Origin of the sequence: Actinokineospora spheciospongiae, from assembly GCF_000564855.1 — a bacterium.
In the GTDB taxonomy this organism is placed as follows: Bacteria; Actinomycetota; Actinomycetes; order Mycobacteriales; family Pseudonocardiaceae; genus Actinokineospora; species Actinokineospora spheciospongiae.
On the sequence record NZ_AYXG01000165.1, the window covers coordinates 21,243 to 38,252 of the forward strand.

General features: G+C 72.6%; 16 protein-coding genes. 8 read left to right on the forward strand and 8 right to left on the reverse strand.

Annotated elements, in window-relative coordinates; all coding sequences use genetic code 11:
- Positions 1–2: 2 nt before the first annotated feature.
- The 4 genes from kdpB to UO65_RS21485 all read right to left on the reverse strand — a co-directional run bounded on the left by kdpB (position 3) and on the right by UO65_RS21485 (position 4,848).
- Positions 3–2,045 carry a potassium-transporting ATPase subunit KdpB gene (gene kdpB / locus UO65_RS21475; RefSeq protein WP_035285536.1) on the reverse strand — a complete coding sequence of 681 codons (2,043 nt, stop codon included), beginning with the start codon at positions 2,043–2,045 and terminating at the stop codon, positions 3–5.
- Positions 2,042–3,655, reverse strand: coding sequence for a potassium-transporting ATPase subunit KdpA (gene kdpA / locus UO65_RS21480; protein WP_035285537.1), 1,614 nt, complete (start codon positions 3,653–3,655; stop codon positions 2,042–2,044). Before kdpA ends, kdpB begins: the two co-directional genes overlap by 4 nt.
- The gene (kdpF, locus tag UO65_RS34040; protein WP_063935990.1) at positions 3,655–3,750 is read right to left on the reverse strand and encodes a K(+)-transporting ATPase subunit F; all 96 of its coding nucleotides are present in this window, start codon (positions 3,748–3,750) and stop codon (positions 3,655–3,657) included. The genes kdpA and kdpF overlap by 1 nt, the downstream gene beginning before the upstream one ends.
- Positions 3,751–3,993: 243 nt before the next feature.
- Entirely contained in the window at positions 3,994–4,848 is an 855-nt protein-coding gene (locus UO65_RS21485) for an exodeoxyribonuclease III (RefSeq protein ID WP_035285539.1), read from the reverse strand.
- A 122-nt stretch (positions 4,849–4,970) separates the two neighbouring features.
- On the opposite strand from UO65_RS21485, the gene UO65_RS21490 reads away from it, so the two are divergent.
- The 3 genes from UO65_RS21490 to UO65_RS21500 all read left to right on the forward strand — a co-directional run bounded on the left by UO65_RS21490 (position 4,971) and on the right by UO65_RS21500 (position 8,799).
- A complete protein-coding gene (locus UO65_RS21490) occupies positions 4,971–5,606 on the forward strand; it encodes an HNH endonuclease family protein (RefSeq protein WP_035285541.1) in 636 nt (211 codons plus the stop codon).
- 445 nt (positions 5,607–6,051) lie between these two features.
- The gene (locus UO65_RS21495) at positions 6,052–7,593 is read left to right on the forward strand and encodes an ArnT family glycosyltransferase (protein ID WP_052021483.1); all 1,542 of its coding nucleotides are present in this window, start codon (positions 6,052–6,054) and stop codon (positions 7,591–7,593) included.
- A gap of 105 nt (positions 7,594–7,698) precedes the next feature.
- Positions 7,699–8,799 (forward strand): glycoside hydrolase family 3 N-terminal domain-containing protein, encoded by a 1,101-nt coding sequence (locus UO65_RS21500; protein ID WP_035285543.1) that lies wholly within the window; start codon positions 7,699–7,701, stop codon positions 8,797–8,799.
- 123 nt (positions 8,800–8,922) lie between these two features.
- Here the strand turns inward: UO65_RS21500 and UO65_RS21505 are convergent, their stop codons facing one another.
- The 3 genes from UO65_RS21505 to UO65_RS33525 all read right to left on the reverse strand — a co-directional run bounded on the left by UO65_RS21505 (position 8,923) and on the right by UO65_RS33525 (position 12,052).
- Positions 8,923–9,360, reverse strand: coding sequence for a MarR family winged helix-turn-helix transcriptional regulator (locus tag UO65_RS21505; RefSeq protein WP_200873418.1), 438 nt, complete (start codon positions 9,358–9,360; stop codon positions 8,923–8,925).
- A 59-nt stretch (positions 9,361–9,419) separates the two neighbouring features.
- Positions 9,420–10,169 (reverse strand): siderophore-interacting protein, encoded by a 750-nt coding sequence (locus UO65_RS21510; RefSeq protein WP_052021485.1) that lies wholly within the window; start codon positions 10,167–10,169, stop codon positions 9,420–9,422.
- A 71-nt stretch (positions 10,170–10,240) separates the two neighbouring features.
- Positions 10,241–12,052 carry a DUF2637 domain-containing protein gene (locus UO65_RS33525; RefSeq protein ID WP_052021486.1) on the reverse strand — a complete coding sequence of 604 codons (1,812 nt, stop codon included), beginning with the start codon at positions 12,050–12,052 and terminating at the stop codon, positions 10,241–10,243.
- Between the two features lie 276 nt (positions 12,053–12,328).
- On the opposite strand from UO65_RS33525, the gene UO65_RS21520 reads away from it, so the two are divergent.
- The 5 genes from UO65_RS21520 to UO65_RS21540 all read left to right on the forward strand — a co-directional run bounded on the left by UO65_RS21520 (position 12,329) and on the right by UO65_RS21540 (position 16,002).
- Positions 12,329–12,676: a YciI family protein gene (locus UO65_RS21520; RefSeq protein WP_035285550.1), complete on the forward strand. Its 348-nt coding sequence runs from the start codon at positions 12,329–12,331 to the stop codon at positions 12,674–12,676.
- A complete protein-coding gene (locus UO65_RS21525; protein ID WP_035285552.1) occupies positions 12,673–13,887 on the forward strand; it encodes an RNA polymerase sigma factor in 1,215 nt (404 codons plus the stop codon). Before UO65_RS21520 ends, UO65_RS21525 begins: the two co-directional genes overlap by 4 nt.
- A gap of 77 nt (positions 13,888–13,964) precedes the next feature.
- Positions 13,965–14,747, forward strand: a complete 783-nt coding sequence (locus UO65_RS21530; protein ID WP_035285555.1) for a class I SAM-dependent methyltransferase — start codon at positions 13,965–13,967, stop codon at positions 14,745–14,747.
- Between the two features lie 102 nt (positions 14,748–14,849).
- Positions 14,850–15,608, forward strand: coding sequence for a HipA family kinase (locus UO65_RS21535; RefSeq protein ID WP_035285558.1), 759 nt, complete (start codon positions 14,850–14,852; stop codon positions 15,606–15,608).
- The gene (locus UO65_RS21540) at positions 15,592–16,002 is read left to right on the forward strand and encodes a DUF3037 domain-containing protein (protein ID WP_035285561.1); all 411 of its coding nucleotides are present in this window, start codon (positions 15,592–15,594) and stop codon (positions 16,000–16,002) included. The genes UO65_RS21535 and UO65_RS21540 overlap by 17 nt, the downstream gene beginning before the upstream one ends.
- Positions 16,003–16,035: 33 nt before the next feature.
- On the opposite strand, the gene UO65_RS21545 is transcribed toward UO65_RS21540, so the two are convergent.
- Complete coding sequence (locus UO65_RS21545; protein ID WP_035285564.1) at positions 16,036–16,833, reverse strand: Scr1 family TA system antitoxin-like transcriptional regulator; 798 nt, start codon at positions 16,831–16,833, stop codon at positions 16,036–16,038.
- Positions 16,834–17,010 lie beyond the last annotated feature (177 nt).

The window sequence follows — 17,010 nt, forward strand, 5'->3', positions numbered from 1 at the left end:
GGTCACCCGATTCCGGGGATGAGTCGGACGAGGAGGTCGACCAGCCAGATCCCGAGGAACGGCGTGGCGATGCCGCCGACCCCATAGACCAGCAGGTTGCGCCGCAGCAGCGCGCTCGCCCCGGAGGGCCGGTAGCGGACACCGCGCAGCGCCAGCGGGATGAGAACCACGATGATCAGCGCGTTGAACACCACCGCCGACAGGATCGCCGACTCCGGGGTGGCCAGCCGCATCACGTTGAGGCCGCCGAGTTGCGGATATATCGCGGCGAACATGGCGGGCAGGATCGCGAAGTACTTCGCCAGGTCGTTGGCCACGCTGAACGTGGTCAGCGCGCCCCGGGTGATCAGCAGTTGCTTGCCGATCTCCACGACCTCGATCAGCTTGGTGGGGTCGGAGTCCAGGTCCACCATGTTCCCGGCCTCCTTGGCCGCGGAGGTGCCGGTGTTCATCGCCACGCCGACGTCCGCCCTGGCCAGCGCCGGGGCGTCGTTGGTGCCGTCGCCGGTCATGGCGACCAGCCGCCCGCCCTCCTGCTCGGCGCGGATGAGCGCCAGCTTGTCCTCTGGCTTGGCCTCGGCGAGGAAGTCGTCCACCCCGGCCTCGGCGGCGATGGCGCGGGCGGTCAGCGGGTTGTCCCCGGTGACCATGACCGTGCGGATGCCCATGGCGCGCAGCTCGGCGAACCGTGCGGCCATGCCGGGCTTGACCACGTCGGACATCCGGATCACGCCCAGCACCCGGTCGCCGTCGGCCACCACCAGCGGGGTGCCGCCCTCGTTGCCGATGTCGTCGACGATCGCGGACGCCTCGGCGCTGAGCGCGAACCCGCTCGCGGCGCCCTTGCGCACCGCGCGGCCGTCGAGGTCGATGCCGCTCATCCGGGTCTGCGCGGTAAACGGGACGAACTCGCCGGTCTTCTCGTGCTCGGAGGCCTCGGCGGGCAACCCGTGGCGCTCGACGCACAGGTCGATGACGCTGCGCCCCTCCGGGGTGCCGTCGGCCAGGCTGGACAGTCGGGCGGCGGCGGCCAGCTCGGCCAGGTCCGCGCCGTCCACCGGGTGGAAGTCCGTCGCGCGCCGGTTGCCGAAGGTGATGGTGCCGGTCTTGTCCAGCAGCAGGGTGTCGATGTCCCCGGCGGCCTCGACGGCCTTGCCGGAGGTCGCCAGCACGTTGCGCTGCACCAGCCGGTCCATGCCCGCGATGCCGATGGCCGAGAGCAGCGCCCCGATCGTGGTCGGGATCAGGCAGACCAGCAGCGCGGTCAGCACGAGCACCGACTGCTCGCCGCCGGAGAAGATCGCGAACGGCTGGAGGGCGACCACGGCCAGCAGGAAGATGACCGTCAGCGTGGAGAGCAGGATCGTCAGCGCGATCTCGTTCGGCGTCTTCTGCCGCTGGGCGCCCTCCACCAGGGCGATCATCCGGTCCACGAAGGACTCCCCCGGCTTGGTGGAGATCCGCACGACCACCCGGTCCGAGAGCACGGTGGTGCCGCCGGTGACCGCGCAGCGGTCCCCACCGGCCTCGCGCACGACCGGCGCGGACTCCCCGGTGATCGCGGACTCGTCGACCGAGGCGATGCCCTCGACCACGTCGCCGTCGCCGGGGACCACCTCCCCGGCCTCGACGACCACCCGGTCACCGACCCGCAGTTCGGTGCCGGGCACCCGCTCCTCGGTCCCGTCCGCGCGCAGCCGCCGCGCGACGGCGTCCTGCTTGGTGCGCCGCAGCGAGTCGGCCTGCGCCTTGCCGCGCCCCTCGGCGACGGCCTCGGCCAGGTTGGCGAAGAGCACCGTGAACCACAGCCACACCGCGACGGTGACGGTGAAGGTGCTCGGGTCGCCGACCGCGAACGCGGTCACCAGCAGCGACCCGACCCAGACCACGAACATGACCGGGTTGCGCACCTGGTGGCGCGGGTGGAACTTGCGCAGGGCGTCCGGGAAGGACTCCAGTAGCTGCCCGGGGCTGAACACCCCGGCCGACACCTGCCGCGCCGGGGCATCGGCGGCGGCAGGCGGGGTTTCGACGGTCGTACTCACAGCATCGCCTCCGCGATGGGTCCGAGGGCGAGGGCGGGGACGAAGGTCAGCGCGGCGACCAGCACGACGGCCCCGCCGAGCAGCCCGGCGAACAGCGGCCCGGTGGTGGGCAGCGTCCCGGCGGTGACCGGGGCCCTGCGCTGCGCGGCCAGCGAACCGGCCAGCGCCAGCACGGCGATGATCGGCACGAACCGCCCGAGCGCCATGCACACCCCGAGGGATGCCTGGAACCAGTCGCCGGTGGCGGTGAGGCCCGCGAACGCGCTGCCGTTGTTGTTCGAGGCGGACGCGTAGGCGTAGAGGATCTCCGAGAGCCCGTGCGCCCCGTCGTTGCCGAGCGCACCGGGCGTCGACGGCAGCACGGCGGCGATCCCGGCGCCGACCAGCAGCACGGTCGGCATGGCCAGGATGGACAGGGCGGCGGCGGTCACCTCGCGGCGGCCGAGCTTCTTGCCCAGGTACTCCGGGGTGCGGCCGACCATCAGCCCGGCGAGGAACATGGCGATGACCGCCATGACCAGGATGCTGTAGAGGCCGGTCCCGACCCCGCCCGGCGTCATCTCCCCGAAGAGCATGTTGAGCAGCGCCCCACCGCCGCCGAGGCCGGAGAAGCTGTCGTGCGCGGAGTTCACCGCACCGGTGGAGGTGGCGGTGGTCGTGTTGGCGAACAACGCGGACCCGGCCACGCCGAACCGCAGCTCCTTGCCCTCCAGCGGACGCACGCCGCTCGCCTCCGCCGCCCAGATCAGGGCCAGCACGGCGGTCCACAGGGTGCCCATGACACCGAGCAGCACGTACCCCTGCCTGCGCTCGCCCACCATCGTGCCGAAGGTCCGGGTGAGGGAGACGGGGATGACGAGGATGAGGAACAGCTCGACGAGGTTCGACCAGGCGTTGGGGTTCTCGAAGGGGTGCGCGGAGTTGGCGTTGAAGACGCCGCCGCCGTTGGTCCCGAGTTCCTTGATCGCCTCCTGGCTCGCGGTCGGCGCCTGGGCGACGGTCTGCCCGTCGACGGCGACCCCGGACTTGAAGCTCATGGTCACGCCGGTCACGAGCAGCACGAGCGCGAACGCGAACGCCACCGGCAGCAGGATGCGCAGCGTCCCCCTGGTCAGGTCGACCCAGAAGTTGCCCAGCCGGTCGGTCTTGACCCGCACGAACCCGCGCACCAGGGCCATCGCCACCGCCAGGCCCACGGCGGCGGAGACGAAGTTCTGCACGGTGAGCCCGACGAGCTGCACGCTGTGCCCCATCGTGTTCTCCGGCACGTAGGACTGCCAGTTCGTGTTGGTCACGAAGCTGATCGCGGTGTTGAACGCCGTCCCGGGCTCGACGTTCCCGCGCCCGAAGTCGAACGGCAGCCACGACTGCACCCGCTGGAGCAGGTAGAGGAACCCGACACCCACCGCCGAGAACCCGACGACCCCGAGCGCGTAGGTCGACCACTTCTGCTCGGTGCCCGGGTCCACGCGCACCACCTGGTAGATCGCCCGCTCCACGGCGGAGTGCTCGGTGCGCTGGTAGACCCGGGCCATGTGGTCACCGAACGGCCGGTACACGACCGCCAGGGCCACGACCAGCAAGGCGGCCTGCGCCACCCCGGCCCACATCAGAACTTCTCCGGCCGGATGAGGGCGGCGAAGAGGTACCCGAGCAACCCCGCCGCGACGATCCCCCCGACCACGTTGCCGACCAAGCCGCTCACAACCGCTCCAGCCCGCGAACGGCCAGAGCCAGCCCGACGAAGACAACGACGATGAGCACCGCGTAGGCCAGGTCAGCCACGCCGCACCCCTCTCCGAACCGGTGCCCACCCCGCTGGCGGGCACGCCGGGAGGAGCGTGCAGCAGATCCGTGCGGTCGCCGCCGGGCCTGACGCCGTCTTGACGACGCCACCGGCGATCTTTACGCGATCCTGACCCCCGGCGCGGGACCGTCCCGGGTCACCTCATCGGGGGACTTTGCCGCCGCGCCGGGGTGCGGCGACCGACGGCGGCGGGACCATCGGGCCGACGTCGCCGTCGGGGGCCTCGTCGAGGTCCAGGACGACCGGGGCGTGGTCGCTGGGCTTGGTGCCCTTGCGGGCGGCCCGGTCGACCCAGGCGGCGCGGCGGCGGGCGGCCACGGGGGTGCCCGCCAGGATCAGGTCGATGCGCATGCCCCGGTTCTGGTGGAACATGCCCGCCCGGTAGTCCCAGTAGCTGAACACCGTCTCGGTGGGCCAGCGGTCGCGGACCACGTCGTGCAGGCCCAGGTCCAGCAGCTCCCGCAGGGCGGCCCGCTCGGCGTCGGTGACGTGGGTGTGGCCCTCGAACGCCGCCGGGTCGAACACGTCGGCGTCGGCGGGGGCGATGTTGATGTCACCGCAGACCACGGCGGTGTCGACGTCGGCGGCGACGGTGTCGCGCAGGGCGCGCAACCACTCCAGCTTGTAGCGGTAGTGGTCGGAGTCGGGGCTGCGGCCGTTGGGGACGTACAGGGAGTGCACGCGCAGGCCGCCGCAGACGGCGGAGACCGCGCGGGCCTCCTGGTGCGGGAAGCCGGGGCCGCCGGGCAGGCCGCGCACGACGTCGTCGAGGCCGACCCGAGACAGCAGGGCCACCCCGTTCCACTGGCCCTCGCCGTGGCTGGCGACCTCGTAGCCGCGCGCCGACAGGTCGTCGGTCAGCAGTTCCAGGAAGGCGTCGTCGGCGAGCTTGGTCTCCTGGAGGCAGACGACGTCCGGGGCGCGCTCGTCGAGCCAGGGCAGCAGGCGGGGGACGCGCTGCTTGACGGAGTTGACGTTCCAGGTGGCGATCCGCACCCGCCCGACCCTAGTGCGGCCCGCCGGGACCGGCTCGGTGGTGGGGCGCCCCCGTTCACCCGATGGTCGGGCGCCACCGACAATCATGTGCGAAGCGTGATGAGGAAGTGGAGGGACCTGCGGTGGCCAAGCGCGGGAAGACGACCTGGGTGTCGCTGGTGGTGGCCCTGGTCGTGCTGGTGGTCGGCATCTGGTGGTCGCAACTGGACGAGGACACCCCGACCGGGGCGGACGCGCAGCGGGCGATCGACCAGTTGGCGAAGCTGACCGTGGCCGTGGAGGACACCGGCCTGCCCTACAACCGCGAGGACTGGCCGCACTGGTCGGCCCAGGGCGATGGCTGCGACACCCGCGAGGAGGCGTTGAAGGCCCAGGGCAGGAGCGTGCGGACCGACGTCGAGTGCAAGGCGATGGAGGGCACCTGGACCAGCCCGTACGACGGCGCCACCATCACCGACGCGCGCCAGACCGACCTCGACCACCTCGTGCCGCTGGCCGAGGCCAACCGCTCCGGCACCCGGGGCTGGACCCGCGAGCAGCGCCGGGCCTTCGCCAACGACCTCGACCAGTTGATCGTGGTCTCCGCCCGCAGCAACCGGCAGAAGGGCGACCAGGACCCCGCCCACTGGCTGCCCGACGCGGCCTATGGCTGCGACTACGCGGTCCGCTGGGTCCTGGTGAAGGCGAAGTACAACCTGACCGTGGATCAGGCCGAACACGACACCCTGGCATCGCTGCTCTCCCGCTGCCCGCGCTGACCCCTACTTGATGAACAGTTCCGTACACCAACGGCGCGTTATCCCGCAAACGCATTCCGAGCAGCGGAAATACCTGCCCGGAAATTGCGGGACGCCAAGATCGGACACATCACCGGCAGATAAATCGAAGATTTTTCACCTTCAACCATCTCGGATTGAACCCCAGGTCCGACCAGGTACGCAGAGTTATCCGAACCACGACCCGCGAGTCCGATCGTCGCCCTGCGTAGCGGTCAGGCATCTTTGTCAAACGCACGACACATTCTCATCCACACTTTGGCGCACCGGTACAGTTGTCGCGGATTCGCCATGAGCGGCCCACGACACCGATTGTGAACAAATCCCGCAAATTGTGCCCCCGCTATTTCCGATCACGGCGCCGATCTTCTAGATTGACCGCACCGGTGAATGGTCCGATCCGGGGTGGACAGTCGAGGAGGAGTGGATGAGCGCGACCGAGGAGCGGGCGCAGGCGCGACCGCCGGCCGTGCCGCTCGAGCCCGCGGTCCCCCCGGTGCGGTGGGGTCCGCTGCTGTCGCTGGCGGCGGGCGTCGGGGTGCTCCTGCTGCTGGTCAGCGGCCGCTACGGCCACGACGGCGACGAGATGTACTTCGTCATCGCGGGCGGGCACCCGTCCTGGGGCTACGTCGACCAGTCGGCGCTCGTGCCGCTGCTGGCCAAGGGCATCGACCTGCTGTTCCCCGGCAACCTGCTCGCCCTGCGCACCCCGTCCGCCCTGGTCACCGCCGTCGGCGTGGTCCTGGCCGGGCTGATCGCCCGCGAACTCGGCGGCAGGCCGCGCGCCCAACTGCTCGCCGCCGCCGCGTTCGGCGCGGCCCCGTTCGTGCTCTGGACCGGGCACCTGCTGGCCACCACCACCTTCGACACCACCCTGTGGGCGGCGATCACCTACCTGGTCACCAGGTGGGTGCGCACCCGCCAGGACCGGCTGCTGCTGGCCGCCGGGCTGTGCACGGCGGTCGCGCTGCAGATCAAGTACCTGGTGCCGATCCTGTGGGTGGCCATCGGCGTGGCGGCCCTGTGCACCGGCCGCGGCGACCTGCTGCGCCGCCCGCTGCTGTGGGTGGGCGCCGGGATCACCGTGGTCACCGCGCTGCCGGGGCTGCTGTGGCAGAACGCCAACGGGTGGCCGTACGTGGCGATGCTGGACGCGGTCAGCGCCGAGCAGGACTCGTTCCAGGGCGGCCGGGTCGGGTTCTCCGCCTGGTTGGCCCTCTACATCGGCCCGCTCGGGCTGGTGCTCATGGTGCTCGGCATCCGCAAGCTGCTGCGCACGCCGCCGTACCGGTTCCTCGGCGTCGCCCTGCCCATGCTGTTCGTGCTGATGCTGGTGTTCAACGGGCGCCCCTACTACCTGGTCGGGCTGTTCCCGCTGGGGTTCGCCGCGGGTGTGGTGGCGTTGCAGGACCGCGGACCCGCCTGGTGGCGGGGGCCGTGGGCGTTCGGGCTGACCGGGGCGCTGGGCGTGATCGCGGTGGTGTGCCTGCTGCCGGTGGTGCCGCAGGGCGTCGTCGAGCGACACCCGGCGCTGGTGCCCAACCCGCTGCTGCGCGGCCAGGTCGGCTGGCCCGCGTTCACCGAGGACATCGGCGACATCTACCGGTCGCTGCCCCCCGAGCAGCGCGCCCACACCGTGGTCATGGCCGACGTCTACCCGCACGCCTCCGCCCTGGCCTACGAGGGACCCGCCCACGGCCTGCCACAGGTCTACAGCGGCCACCGCGGCTTCTGGTTCTTCGGAGCCCCACCGGACGACGCCACCACCGCGATCATCGTCGGCGGCGACCCGGCCTTCCTCCGCGCGCGCTTCCGCTCGGTCCAGGCGGTCGGCCGCGCCGACGACCACTCCAGCCTGGAGAACGTCGTCCTGCGCTCCCCCACCGTCTGGCTGGTCTCGGACCCGGTCCGACCGTGGTCGAAGACCTGGCCGGAGTGGCTGCACATGAACATCGACGACGACCAGTGACCTCCTGCCCCCGCCGAGGGCCGTTGGGCTGAACCTTTTCGTGAATGATTGACCAATCACACCCGGGTCTCGTTGACTGGGGACCCGGGTGTGAGGAGGTCGGTCATGCGGACACCGATGCGGCGCAGGTGGGGGGCGGGTTCCGCGGTGGGCCTGCTCCTGACCGCGGCACTGGCCACCCTCCCCACCGCCTCCGCGGCACCGGCGCTGACCACCCGGCAGTTGGCGGGCCAGCGGGTGGTCTACTCCTACCCCGGCCTCACACCACCGCAGAGCCTGCTCGACCGCATCCGCGCGGGCGAGGCCGCGGGCGTGATCTTCTTCGGTGAGAACATCTCCGGCACCACCCAGATCGCGGGCGTCGTCGCCCAGCTCCGGGCCGCCGCCGCGCAGAGCCCGGTCCCCGCGCCGCTGCTGCTGATGACCGACCAGGAAGGCGGGCAGATCCGCCGCCTGCCCGGCGCGCCGCTGCTGTCGCAGAAGCAGGTGGGTGCCCAGGGCGCCACCGCCGCCCGCGACGCCGGGACCTCGGCCGGGCAGAACCTGCGCGGTGTGGGGATGAACGTGAACCTGGCGCCGGTGGCGGACGTGTACCGCACCCCCGGTGACCTCATGGACCAGTACGGCCGCTCCTACAGCACCGACTCGGGCACCGTCGGCGTGCTCAGCCGCGCCTTCGTCCAGGCCCAGCAGGCCACCGGTGTCGCCGCCACCGCCAAGCACTTCCCCGGGCTCGGTCCCGCCGGGGCGGCGGAGAACACCGACCTGCGCCCGGTCACCCTGACCACATCCCTGTCGGACCTGCGCACCAGGGACGAGCCGCCCTACGACCTCGCCGTGTCCGCCGGGGTCAAGCTGGTCATGCTCTCCTGGGCCGTCTACCCCGCCCTCGACGCCTCCCGCCCCGCGGGCCTGTCCCCCACCGTGGTCCGCGACGAACTCCGCCGCGACCGCGGCTTCCGGGGCGTCACCATCACCGACGCCCTGGAAGCGGGCGCCCTCCAGCCCTACGGGACCACGGGCGACCGCGCGCTCCTCGCCGCCGCGGCGGGCATGGACCTCATCCTCGCCTCGGCCCGCGACACCACCCAGGGCGACCAGGTCCTCGACGCCCTCGCCACCGCCTACACCGCCGGAACCCTCGACCGGCAGGCGTTCACCGCCGCCACCGACCGCGTGCTGACCCTGCGCGGCTCCCTGCCCTGACCCGCGGACAACCCAACCCTGTGGACAACTCGGCCCAGCGCGGCGGAACTGTCACCCCCGCGTGCTTGGATCGATTCGGGGGCTGCCCTGAACGCCCGGGGAGAACTCCCCGCCCGGATTCCCTTACGCGACGCCGGATTCGCCCAGTTTGTTCAGCAGTTCGGTCAGCCGCACGACGTCCTCGCGGTCCCACTCCGCCAGCGAGGCGCGCCAGCGGTCGCGCTGCTCGGTCAGCAGCGCCGTCAGTCCTGTGTGGCCGGACGGGGTCAGCCGCAGCAGCCGGGCCCTGGCGTCGGTGCTGTCGACCACGCGCTCCAGCAGCCCCAGGCGGACCGCGGCGTCGACCTGCCTGCTCAGCGTCGACTTGTCCAGCGACAGCCGGTTCGCGGCCTCGGACATGCGCAGCGACCCGGCGTGCAGCACCAGGACCAGCAGCGGGTAGACGGTGGGGTCGAGGCGGGGGTGCAGGGTCCTGGCCGAGTCCCGCACCGACGCCCGCGCACGGCGCCACAGGGCGGTGAGTTCGGTTTCGAGGCCGGGGAGGACGTCTTCGGTGGGCAAAGCCGGGAGCCTCATTCCACGGTGTAGTGGCACTGGCCCCCGATCCTAGTCCGATCGGCCTAGACGGGGTCTGTGCGCTTGGCCGCTTGGAACTCCGGCTCGGCCATGCCCCTGCGCCAGTACCCGGAGATCGACAGCCGGTCGACCCCGGCCAGGACCTTGCGCAGGTCGCGGATCACGTAGGTCTCACCGTGGACGAAGGCGTGGCCCGACCCCGCGGGCAGCTCCAGCTCCTCGACGGCGGAGACCAGCGTCCCGGCGGGCACCCAGCGCAGGTCGAGCCGCGCGTCGGTGAGGAACTTCTGCTCGTCGGCCGGGTCCTGCACCTCCAGGACCGCGATGGCCACGGCGGTGGCGGGCAGGGACTCCAGGGCCGCGCCGATCGCCGGGAAGGCCGACGCGTCGCCGACGAACAGGTGCCAGTCGGCGTCGGCTGCCGGGGAGTACGCGCCGCCGGGGCCCTGGAAGGAGAACTCGGTGCCCGGCTGGACCGACGCGGCCCACGGACCCGCCAGGCCGACGTCGCCGTGGTACACGAAGTCGATCGCCAGCTCCGACGGTTCGCGGCGGCGGATTGTGTAAGTGCGGGTCACGACCTTGCCCTGGGCGCGCAGCTCGGCGACGTCCACGCCCTCCGGGCGGCCCTCGGGGAAGAACAGCAGCTTGACGTAGTTGTCGGTGAACCCGTTGTCCGGCACCGCGGCCAGGCCGGGCCCGCCCGCCCAGACGCGCACCATGTGCGGGGTGATCCACTCGGTGCGGGTGACGGTGAGGGTGTGCACCGGGCGGGTGCGCTGTGGAGCAGACACGACGAGGCCTCCCAGAAGACTTAGGTAAGCCTAAGCTACTCCTGGGAGGCCTCGGTGCGCGAGTGCGATCGCTAGCGCGACTGATCGATGCTGGTCAGCTCCGCGGTCCGGACCGAGCGACCGCGGGCGTGGGTGACGCGCCACAGCGTGGTGATGCTCTGCAACGGGTGCAGGAACCAGCCCCACGCGCCGATCACCGGCAGCGAGCGGGCGACCCGGCCGCGGGCCCGGCGCTCGCTGCGCGAGTGCCAACCGATGTGCAGCTCGAAGAGCAGGATGCCGACGGCGGCGGGAGCGGCGAACATGATCGACGCCTCGATGCCGTAGCCCTTGCCCGCGGCGTGCTCCCAATTCAGGTACACGCTGCCCGCGAGCAGGAGCAGCAGCGCGATCCGCGGCCCGGCACCGGAGTACGGCGAGAGCGCGTAGCGGTGCGCGAGCCCGGCCACGATCAGCGCCGACGCGTCGAACACCAGCGACACCACGGCCGCCAGCGGGGTCGGGATGCTGAACCCGCGGGCGTACTCGAACAGCGACCACCAGGAGATGCCCATCGCGGCGATCAGCACCACGATCCAGGCCATGTTCGCCGACCAGGACAGCACGACCGGCACCCGGGGCAGCGCGGGCGGCAGCGGCTCCGGGTCGACCGGGGCGGCCATCCGCTCCGCGTGCGCGGTCACCGGCTCCGCGGGCGGCTCGGGGGCCTCCGCGACGACCAGGTCCTTGCCCACCCGCTCCTCCGGTCCAGCCTCGGTGGTCGCGGCCTCGGCCTTGCCCGCGTCGTCCGCGCCGCCCTTGTCCGTGTCGCCCTTGGCCGCCTCGTCGGGCACCTCGACCTGGTCCAGCCAGGACAGGTCCGGTTCGACGGTGTTCGCCTCGACGGTGGCGGCGGTGTCGGCGTCGTCGCGGACCGGGGTGAAGGTGACCAGGGTCGGGGAGTCCTCGTCGGCGGCGGCGCGCTTGGCCGGGTCCACCTCGAAGATCTGCGTGGCGTCCTCGGCGTCCGCCTTCGGGGCGTCCGCTCTGCCCGATTCGACCGCGGTGTCCATGTTCTCTGTGCTGTCCTTGTCTGCCAGGGTGTCCACGCCGGGTGCTGCTGCCCCGCCCTCGTCCGACCGCTCGACGACCGCCCCGCCGCTGCCCGCCGCGGTGGCGCCGTTCGCGGGAGCACTGTTCGCGGGAGCACTGTTCGCGGTGCCGCCGTCGGTGGCGCCGTTCTTCGCGGCGTCCCGCGCGGCCTTGGCCGCGGCGCTGCGCGCCGCCGCGCCGGTCAGGCGCTTCGCCTTCTTGCCACCGGTCGAGCCTTTGGCACCCGCCGCGCCGTTGGTGGCCGCTGCGCCGTTGGAGGCTGTCGAGCCGTTGACGGTGGTCGACCCCGCGGCGGCCGAGCCGTTCGCGGCGGCCGAGCCGTTGGTGGTCGACCCGCTGGTGGCGGTCGCGCCGTTGGGGGCCGCCGAGCCGTTCGCGCTGGTCGAGCCGTTCGCGGCGGCCGAACCGTTCGCGGCTGAACCATTCGCGGCCGAACCGTTGGTGGCGGCCGACCCGTTGGTGCCGTTCGCGCCGGTCGTGCCGCCGGGGGCGGCCGAGCCGTCGGTGCCGCCGGAGCCGGTGCGCAGCGCGTCCAGCTCGGCCAGCAGGCCGGGGCTGAGCGCGACGAGGTCACCGGTGTCGCCCACCTGGTGCTCGCGGCGCCAGGTGTCGATCACATTGGTGGCGTACGACCGGGCCGTGGTCACCCCGTAGGTGTCCAGCCACTGCTGGACCTCGAGGGTGGTGGGCGGGTCGACGTGCTCGCAGGCGTAGCGGATCTTGTCCGCGATGGTGGCACGCCCGGCCAGGGCGACGGCGTGGGCGGGGTCGATGGCGCTCTCCGGACTCACCTGCGCGGTCCTCCTGGATATAGACGGCTGACGAGTGGGGCGGAACTGCTTTTGAGTACGTGCACTGTGTCGGACGGGTGAGTACCGAGCACTATCGGGCTACCCTGCGGCCCCGATCTTGACGTTTTCGTTCCCGGCCTGTTATCTCCGCCTCGGCGCGGCACACCGAGGGTCACAGTAGACGTCGCCTCGAAATAACTTTCGGGGACCCTGTCGATTCGGGGGTCACTCGTTCGTATGGGGGGTGACCAAGCACCACCGAACAGGGAGAACACCATGCGGCAGTACCTGCTCAGCATCTTCCAGCCGCCCGGCGAGATGCCCGACCACGAGGCCTTGGCCGCCATCATGGCCGAGGTCGGCGCCCTCAACGACGAGATGCGGGCGGCGGGCGCCTGGGTCTTCGGCAACGGCTTGGAGGCCCCGGAGACCGCGACCGTCCTGCGCGCCGAAGGCGGCGACGTCCTGGTGACCGACGGCCCGTTCGTGGAGCTGAAGGAGCACCTGGGCGGGTTCACCATCATCAACGCCGAGGACCTCGACGACGCCCTGGGCTGGGGTCGCAGGTTGGCGGGGGTCCTGGGCCTGCCGGTCGAGGTCCGCCCGTTCGTGCCGCAGGGGTGACCGAGCGCATCGCCCGGGTGTTCCGCGAGGAGTACGGGCGGGCGGTGGCGGTGCTGGTCCGCTCCCTCGGCGACATCGACCTCGCCGAGGAAGCGGTCCAGGACGCCTTCACCGAGGCGGTCCGCCGCTGGCCGGAATCGGGCGAACCGCCCAGCCCGGCCGGGTGGATCATCACCACCGCCCGCAACCGCGCCATCGACCGCCTGCGCCGCGAGTCGACCCGCGACACCCGGCACGCCGCCGCGCACGCCCTCCAGGCACCCGACGACAGCCCGGCCGAGGAGGAGGGCCCCGTGCACGACGACCGCCTGCGGATGCTGTTCACCTGCTGCCACCCGGCGCTGGCCGCGCCCGCCCGGGTGGCGCTCACCCTGCGGCTGCTCGGCGGCCTGACCACCGCCGAGATCGCCCGCGCGTTCCTGGTGCCCGAACCGACCATGGCCCAGCGGCTGGTCCGGGCCAAGGCGAAGATCAAGAAAGCGGGCATCCCCTACCGCGTCCCGCGCGACGCCGACCTGCCCGACCGCCTCAGCGGCGTGCTGGCGGTCGTGTACCTGGTCTTCACCGAGGGCCACACGGCGTCGGCGGGTGGGCGGCTGGTGCGCGAGGACCTGTGCGCCGAGGCCGTCCGGCTGGGCAGGCTGCTGGTCGAGCTGATGCCCGACGAACCGGAGGCACTGGGCCTGCTGGCACTGATGCTGCTCACCCGCTCCCGCCACCCGGCCCGCACCACCGCCGACGGGCGGGCCGTGCTGCTGGCGCAGCAGGACCGCTCCCGCTGGGACCGCGCGCTGATCACCGAGGGCCAGGACCTGGTCCGCCGCTGCCTGCGCCGCGCCCGCCCCGGCCCCTACCAGGTCCAGGCGGCCATCCAGGCCGTGCACAGCGACGCCCGGCGGGCCGAGGACACCGACTGGGCGCAGGTCCTGGCCCTCTACAACCACCTGCTGGCGCTCACCCCGACCCCGGTCGTCGCGCTCAACCGGGCGGTGGCGGTGGGCGAGGTGCACGGGCCGGGGGCGGCGCTGGCCGAGGTCGAGCGGATCGGCCTGGACACCTACGGCCCCGCCCACACCCTGCGCGCGGAAATGCTGCGCCGCCTCAACCGGCAGGCGGAGGCCGCCGAGGCCTACGCCACCGCCGCCTCGCTCACGGAGAACGAGGTCGAGCGGGCCCGGCTCACCGCACTCTGGGAGTCCACAGTGGAGTGAACAGTTTTCGCTGCCGAAGACCGGTTTTATTGCGGGAAAACGGTCTTCGGCATGCGCGGTGTCAATAGAGTGATCACATGGAACATGACGAACGGCTTCGGCACGCCTCATCGTTCGGGGCGGCGGCGACCTCGTACGCCGAGAACCGCCCGGACTACGCGCGGGCCGCGGTGCGCTGGGCGCTCGACGATCCGGCGCCCGGTATGCGGGTGCTCGACCTCGGCGCCGGAACCGGCAAGCTCACCGGCACCCTGGCCGCGATGGGCACCGACGTCACCGCGGTCGAACCCGACCCGGCGATGCTGACCGAGCTGCGCCGCGCACTGCCGGGGGTCCGCGCACTGCCGGGCAGCGCCGAGGCGATACCGCTGCCGGACGCGTCCGTCGACGCCGTGCTGGCGGGCAACGCCATGCACTGGTTCGACATGACCGTCGCGGGACCCGAGATCGCCAGGGTCCTGGTGCCGGGCGGCACCCTGGCCGGCCTGTGGAACGTCGTGGACGACCGGGTCGACTGGGTTGCCGGGCTGGCGCGGGTCAGCGGGAGCGCGGCCATCGGCCCGCGTGACACGCCCACCGGTTGGCGCGCCGAGACGGCCGAGGCGCACCTGCCCGGGACGGGCGGGGCCGCCCGGTTCGGCTCGCCGGAGCAGGCCGAGTTCCCGCACGGGCAGCGCCGCACCGCCGACTCCCTCGTCGCGGCACTGGCGACGCGGGCGGGGGTGCTGGTCATGCCGGAACGGGAACGACAGGTCACGCTCGACCGCATCCGCGCTTTCCTCGCAGGTGAGTCGGAGACCGCCGACGGCGAGTTCACCCTCCCGATGCTGACCTGCGTGCTGCGTGTCCGGCGGCTGTGACGGGTTCGCGGCAGGAAGCCGGAACCCCCGGGTGGTGGAATCGGGAGGACATCCTGGGCGCCCGCCGCGCGTGGGCCGGGCGGCACCCGGCATGATGCGGCGGTGCTCAGAACCGTCACCGCCACCCGGTACGTGACCCCGCTGCGCGAGGGCGGCTCCCTCCCCGGCCTGGTCGAGGCCGACGACCTGGGCATGTACGTGGTCAAGTTCCGCGGCGCCGGGCAGGGCCCGCGCGCGCTGGTCGCCGAACTCGTGGTCGGCGGCCTCGCCAGGGCACTGGGGTTCCGGGTCCCGGAGATCGTCTTCGTCGAGGTGGACCCGGAACTGGGCCGCACCGAACCGGACGAGGAGGTGCAGGAACTCCTGCGCGCCAGCGACGGCCGCAACCTGGGCCTGGACTACCTCCCCGGCTCGTTCGACTTCAACCCGCTGGTCCGCGACCCCGGCCCGGTCGAGGCGGCCCGGCTGCTGTGGTTCGACGCGCTGGTGCTCAACGTCGACCGGAGCTGGCGCAACCCGAACCTGCTGCTGTGGCACCGCCGGATGTGGCTGATCGACCACGGCGCCTCGCTGTACTTCCACCACCGCTGGGAACCGGGGTGGCAACCCGCGAGGCAGTACCGCTGGGAACCGGCCGACCACGTCATGCTGCCGGTCGCGGGCCCGATCGAGAACCTGGCGGCGGAGGTCGACCTGGACGCGCTGGACGAGGTGCTGGCCGAGGTTCCCGACGAGTGGCTGCTGGGCTTCCCGGACCCGGCGGACACCCGCCGCGCCTACCGGGCCTTCTTCACCGCCCGGCTGGCCGCGGCCGCGGAGTGGACCGAGGGTTTGGAGGCCGCCCGTGCCGCACGTGTTTGAGTACGCCCTGCTGCGCGCCGTCCCCCGCCAGGACCGGGGGGAAGCGCTCAACATCGGTGTCCTGGTGCACTGCAAGGCCTTCGACTACCTGGGCTGCCGCACCCACGTGGACGACACCCGCCTACGCGCCCTCGACCCGGCGATCGACCTGGCGGTGCTGGCGGAGATGCTGGGCGGCCTGACGTCGGTGTGCGCGGGCTCGGCGGGCCCGGTGACCCGAATCCCCCCCGGCCAGCGCTTCCGCTGGCTCACCGCACCGCGCAGCACCCTCGTGCAGACCTCCCCCACCCACACCGGCCTGACCGACGACCCGGAGGCGGAACTGGAACGCATGTTCCGCGCCCTGGTCCTCATCACGCCCGCGAACACCCCCCGGCTCGACCCCGTCGACTGACCAGGCCTGCCGGACCGGTTCCCGAACGCGGCCTCAGCGGGAGAAGAGCAGGTCGTCCAGGAACGCCCGGGTCTCCCCGACGGACAGCGCCCCGCGCTCCACAGCCCGCAGGGCGGCGAGGTGGGGCGCGGCGGCGTCGAGCTCCAGCAGGAGGGTCGCGGCGCCGAGGTCGAAGAACACCACCGGCGGGAAGTGGCGGGTGGTGATCACCTGGAACGGGTGCGCGGCCGGGGGCGGGGTGCGGTCCGGGAGCACCCGCAACCGCCGGTCGTCGCGCAGCCGGGCGAGTTGCGCCGTCATCACGGCCGGGTCCACCCAGGGTGCGCGCAGGGCGTGGGCGTGCACGTAGTGGGCGGTGTAGGCCTCCACCCGATCGGGTCCGCGGGCTGTGGGGGCGGCGCCAGTGGCGGCCAGCACCGCCCGGTGGTAGTCGGCGGTGCGCAGCGCGAGCGGGAGGGTCGCGGTGTCGTAACCGGTGATGGACTCGGCCACGGCGTGCAGCTCGCGCAGGACGGCGAACCGGTCCGGGTCACCGGGGTCGTGGTGGGTCAGCCACTGGGTGCGGTCCCCTTCGCGGGCCAGGGCGTAGAGGACGGGCCGCCGCTCGGCGGGGACGTCGAAAAGCGCGCAGAGCCCGCCGACCTCCAGCGCGGTGGGCAACCTGCGGCCGGTCATGACCCGGTTCAACATCGCGGGCGACATGTCCATGCCACTCGCCGCCTGGCGGGTGCTCAGCCCCACGCGCCTGCGGTTGTGGTCCAGCTCGCGGCTCAATAGCAGCGCGCGCACGGTCCGCGCGCGGAAGTCGGGTTCGGGTGTCCTGGCAGCCATGGTGGTCCTGGGTGGTCGGAGTGAACGGTGCGGCAGGCGGGGACCGTGGGGTTCATGGCGGTGGGACCGGCCGGGGCATCGACCGGCCCCACCGCCGCGCTCAGGCGCGGGGGCAATCAGTCCACAGGGGACGTTCCGGGGTCGCCAACCGGCCGTAGTCGTGCGGCCGGGGGCGGG

Excerpts from the sequence above, each read along its gene's own strand:
- UO65_RS21530 (WP_035285555.1), top strand. The coding sequence starts at position 13,965 with ATGGAACATGACGAACGGCTTCGGCACGCCTCATCGTTCGGGGCGGCG.
- UO65_RS21495 (WP_052021483.1), top strand. The coding sequence starts at position 6,052 with ATGAGCGCGACCGAGGAGCGGGCGCAGGCGCGACCGCCGGCCGTGCCG.
- UO65_RS21520 (WP_035285550.1), top strand. The coding sequence starts at position 12,329 with ATGCGGCAGTACCTGCTCAGCATCTTCCAGCCGCCCGGCGAGATGCCC.
- kdpA (WP_035285537.1), bottom strand. The coding sequence starts at position 3,655 with ATGTGGGCCGGGGTGGCGCAGGCCGCCTTGCTGGTCGTGGCCCTGGCG.
- UO65_RS21545 (WP_035285564.1), bottom strand. The coding sequence starts at position 16,833 with ATGGCTGCCAGGACACCCGAACCCGACTTCCGCGCGCGGACCGTGCGC.
- UO65_RS21500 (WP_035285543.1), top strand. The coding sequence starts at position 7,699 with ATGCGGACACCGATGCGGCGCAGGTGGGGGGCGGGTTCCGCGGTGGGC.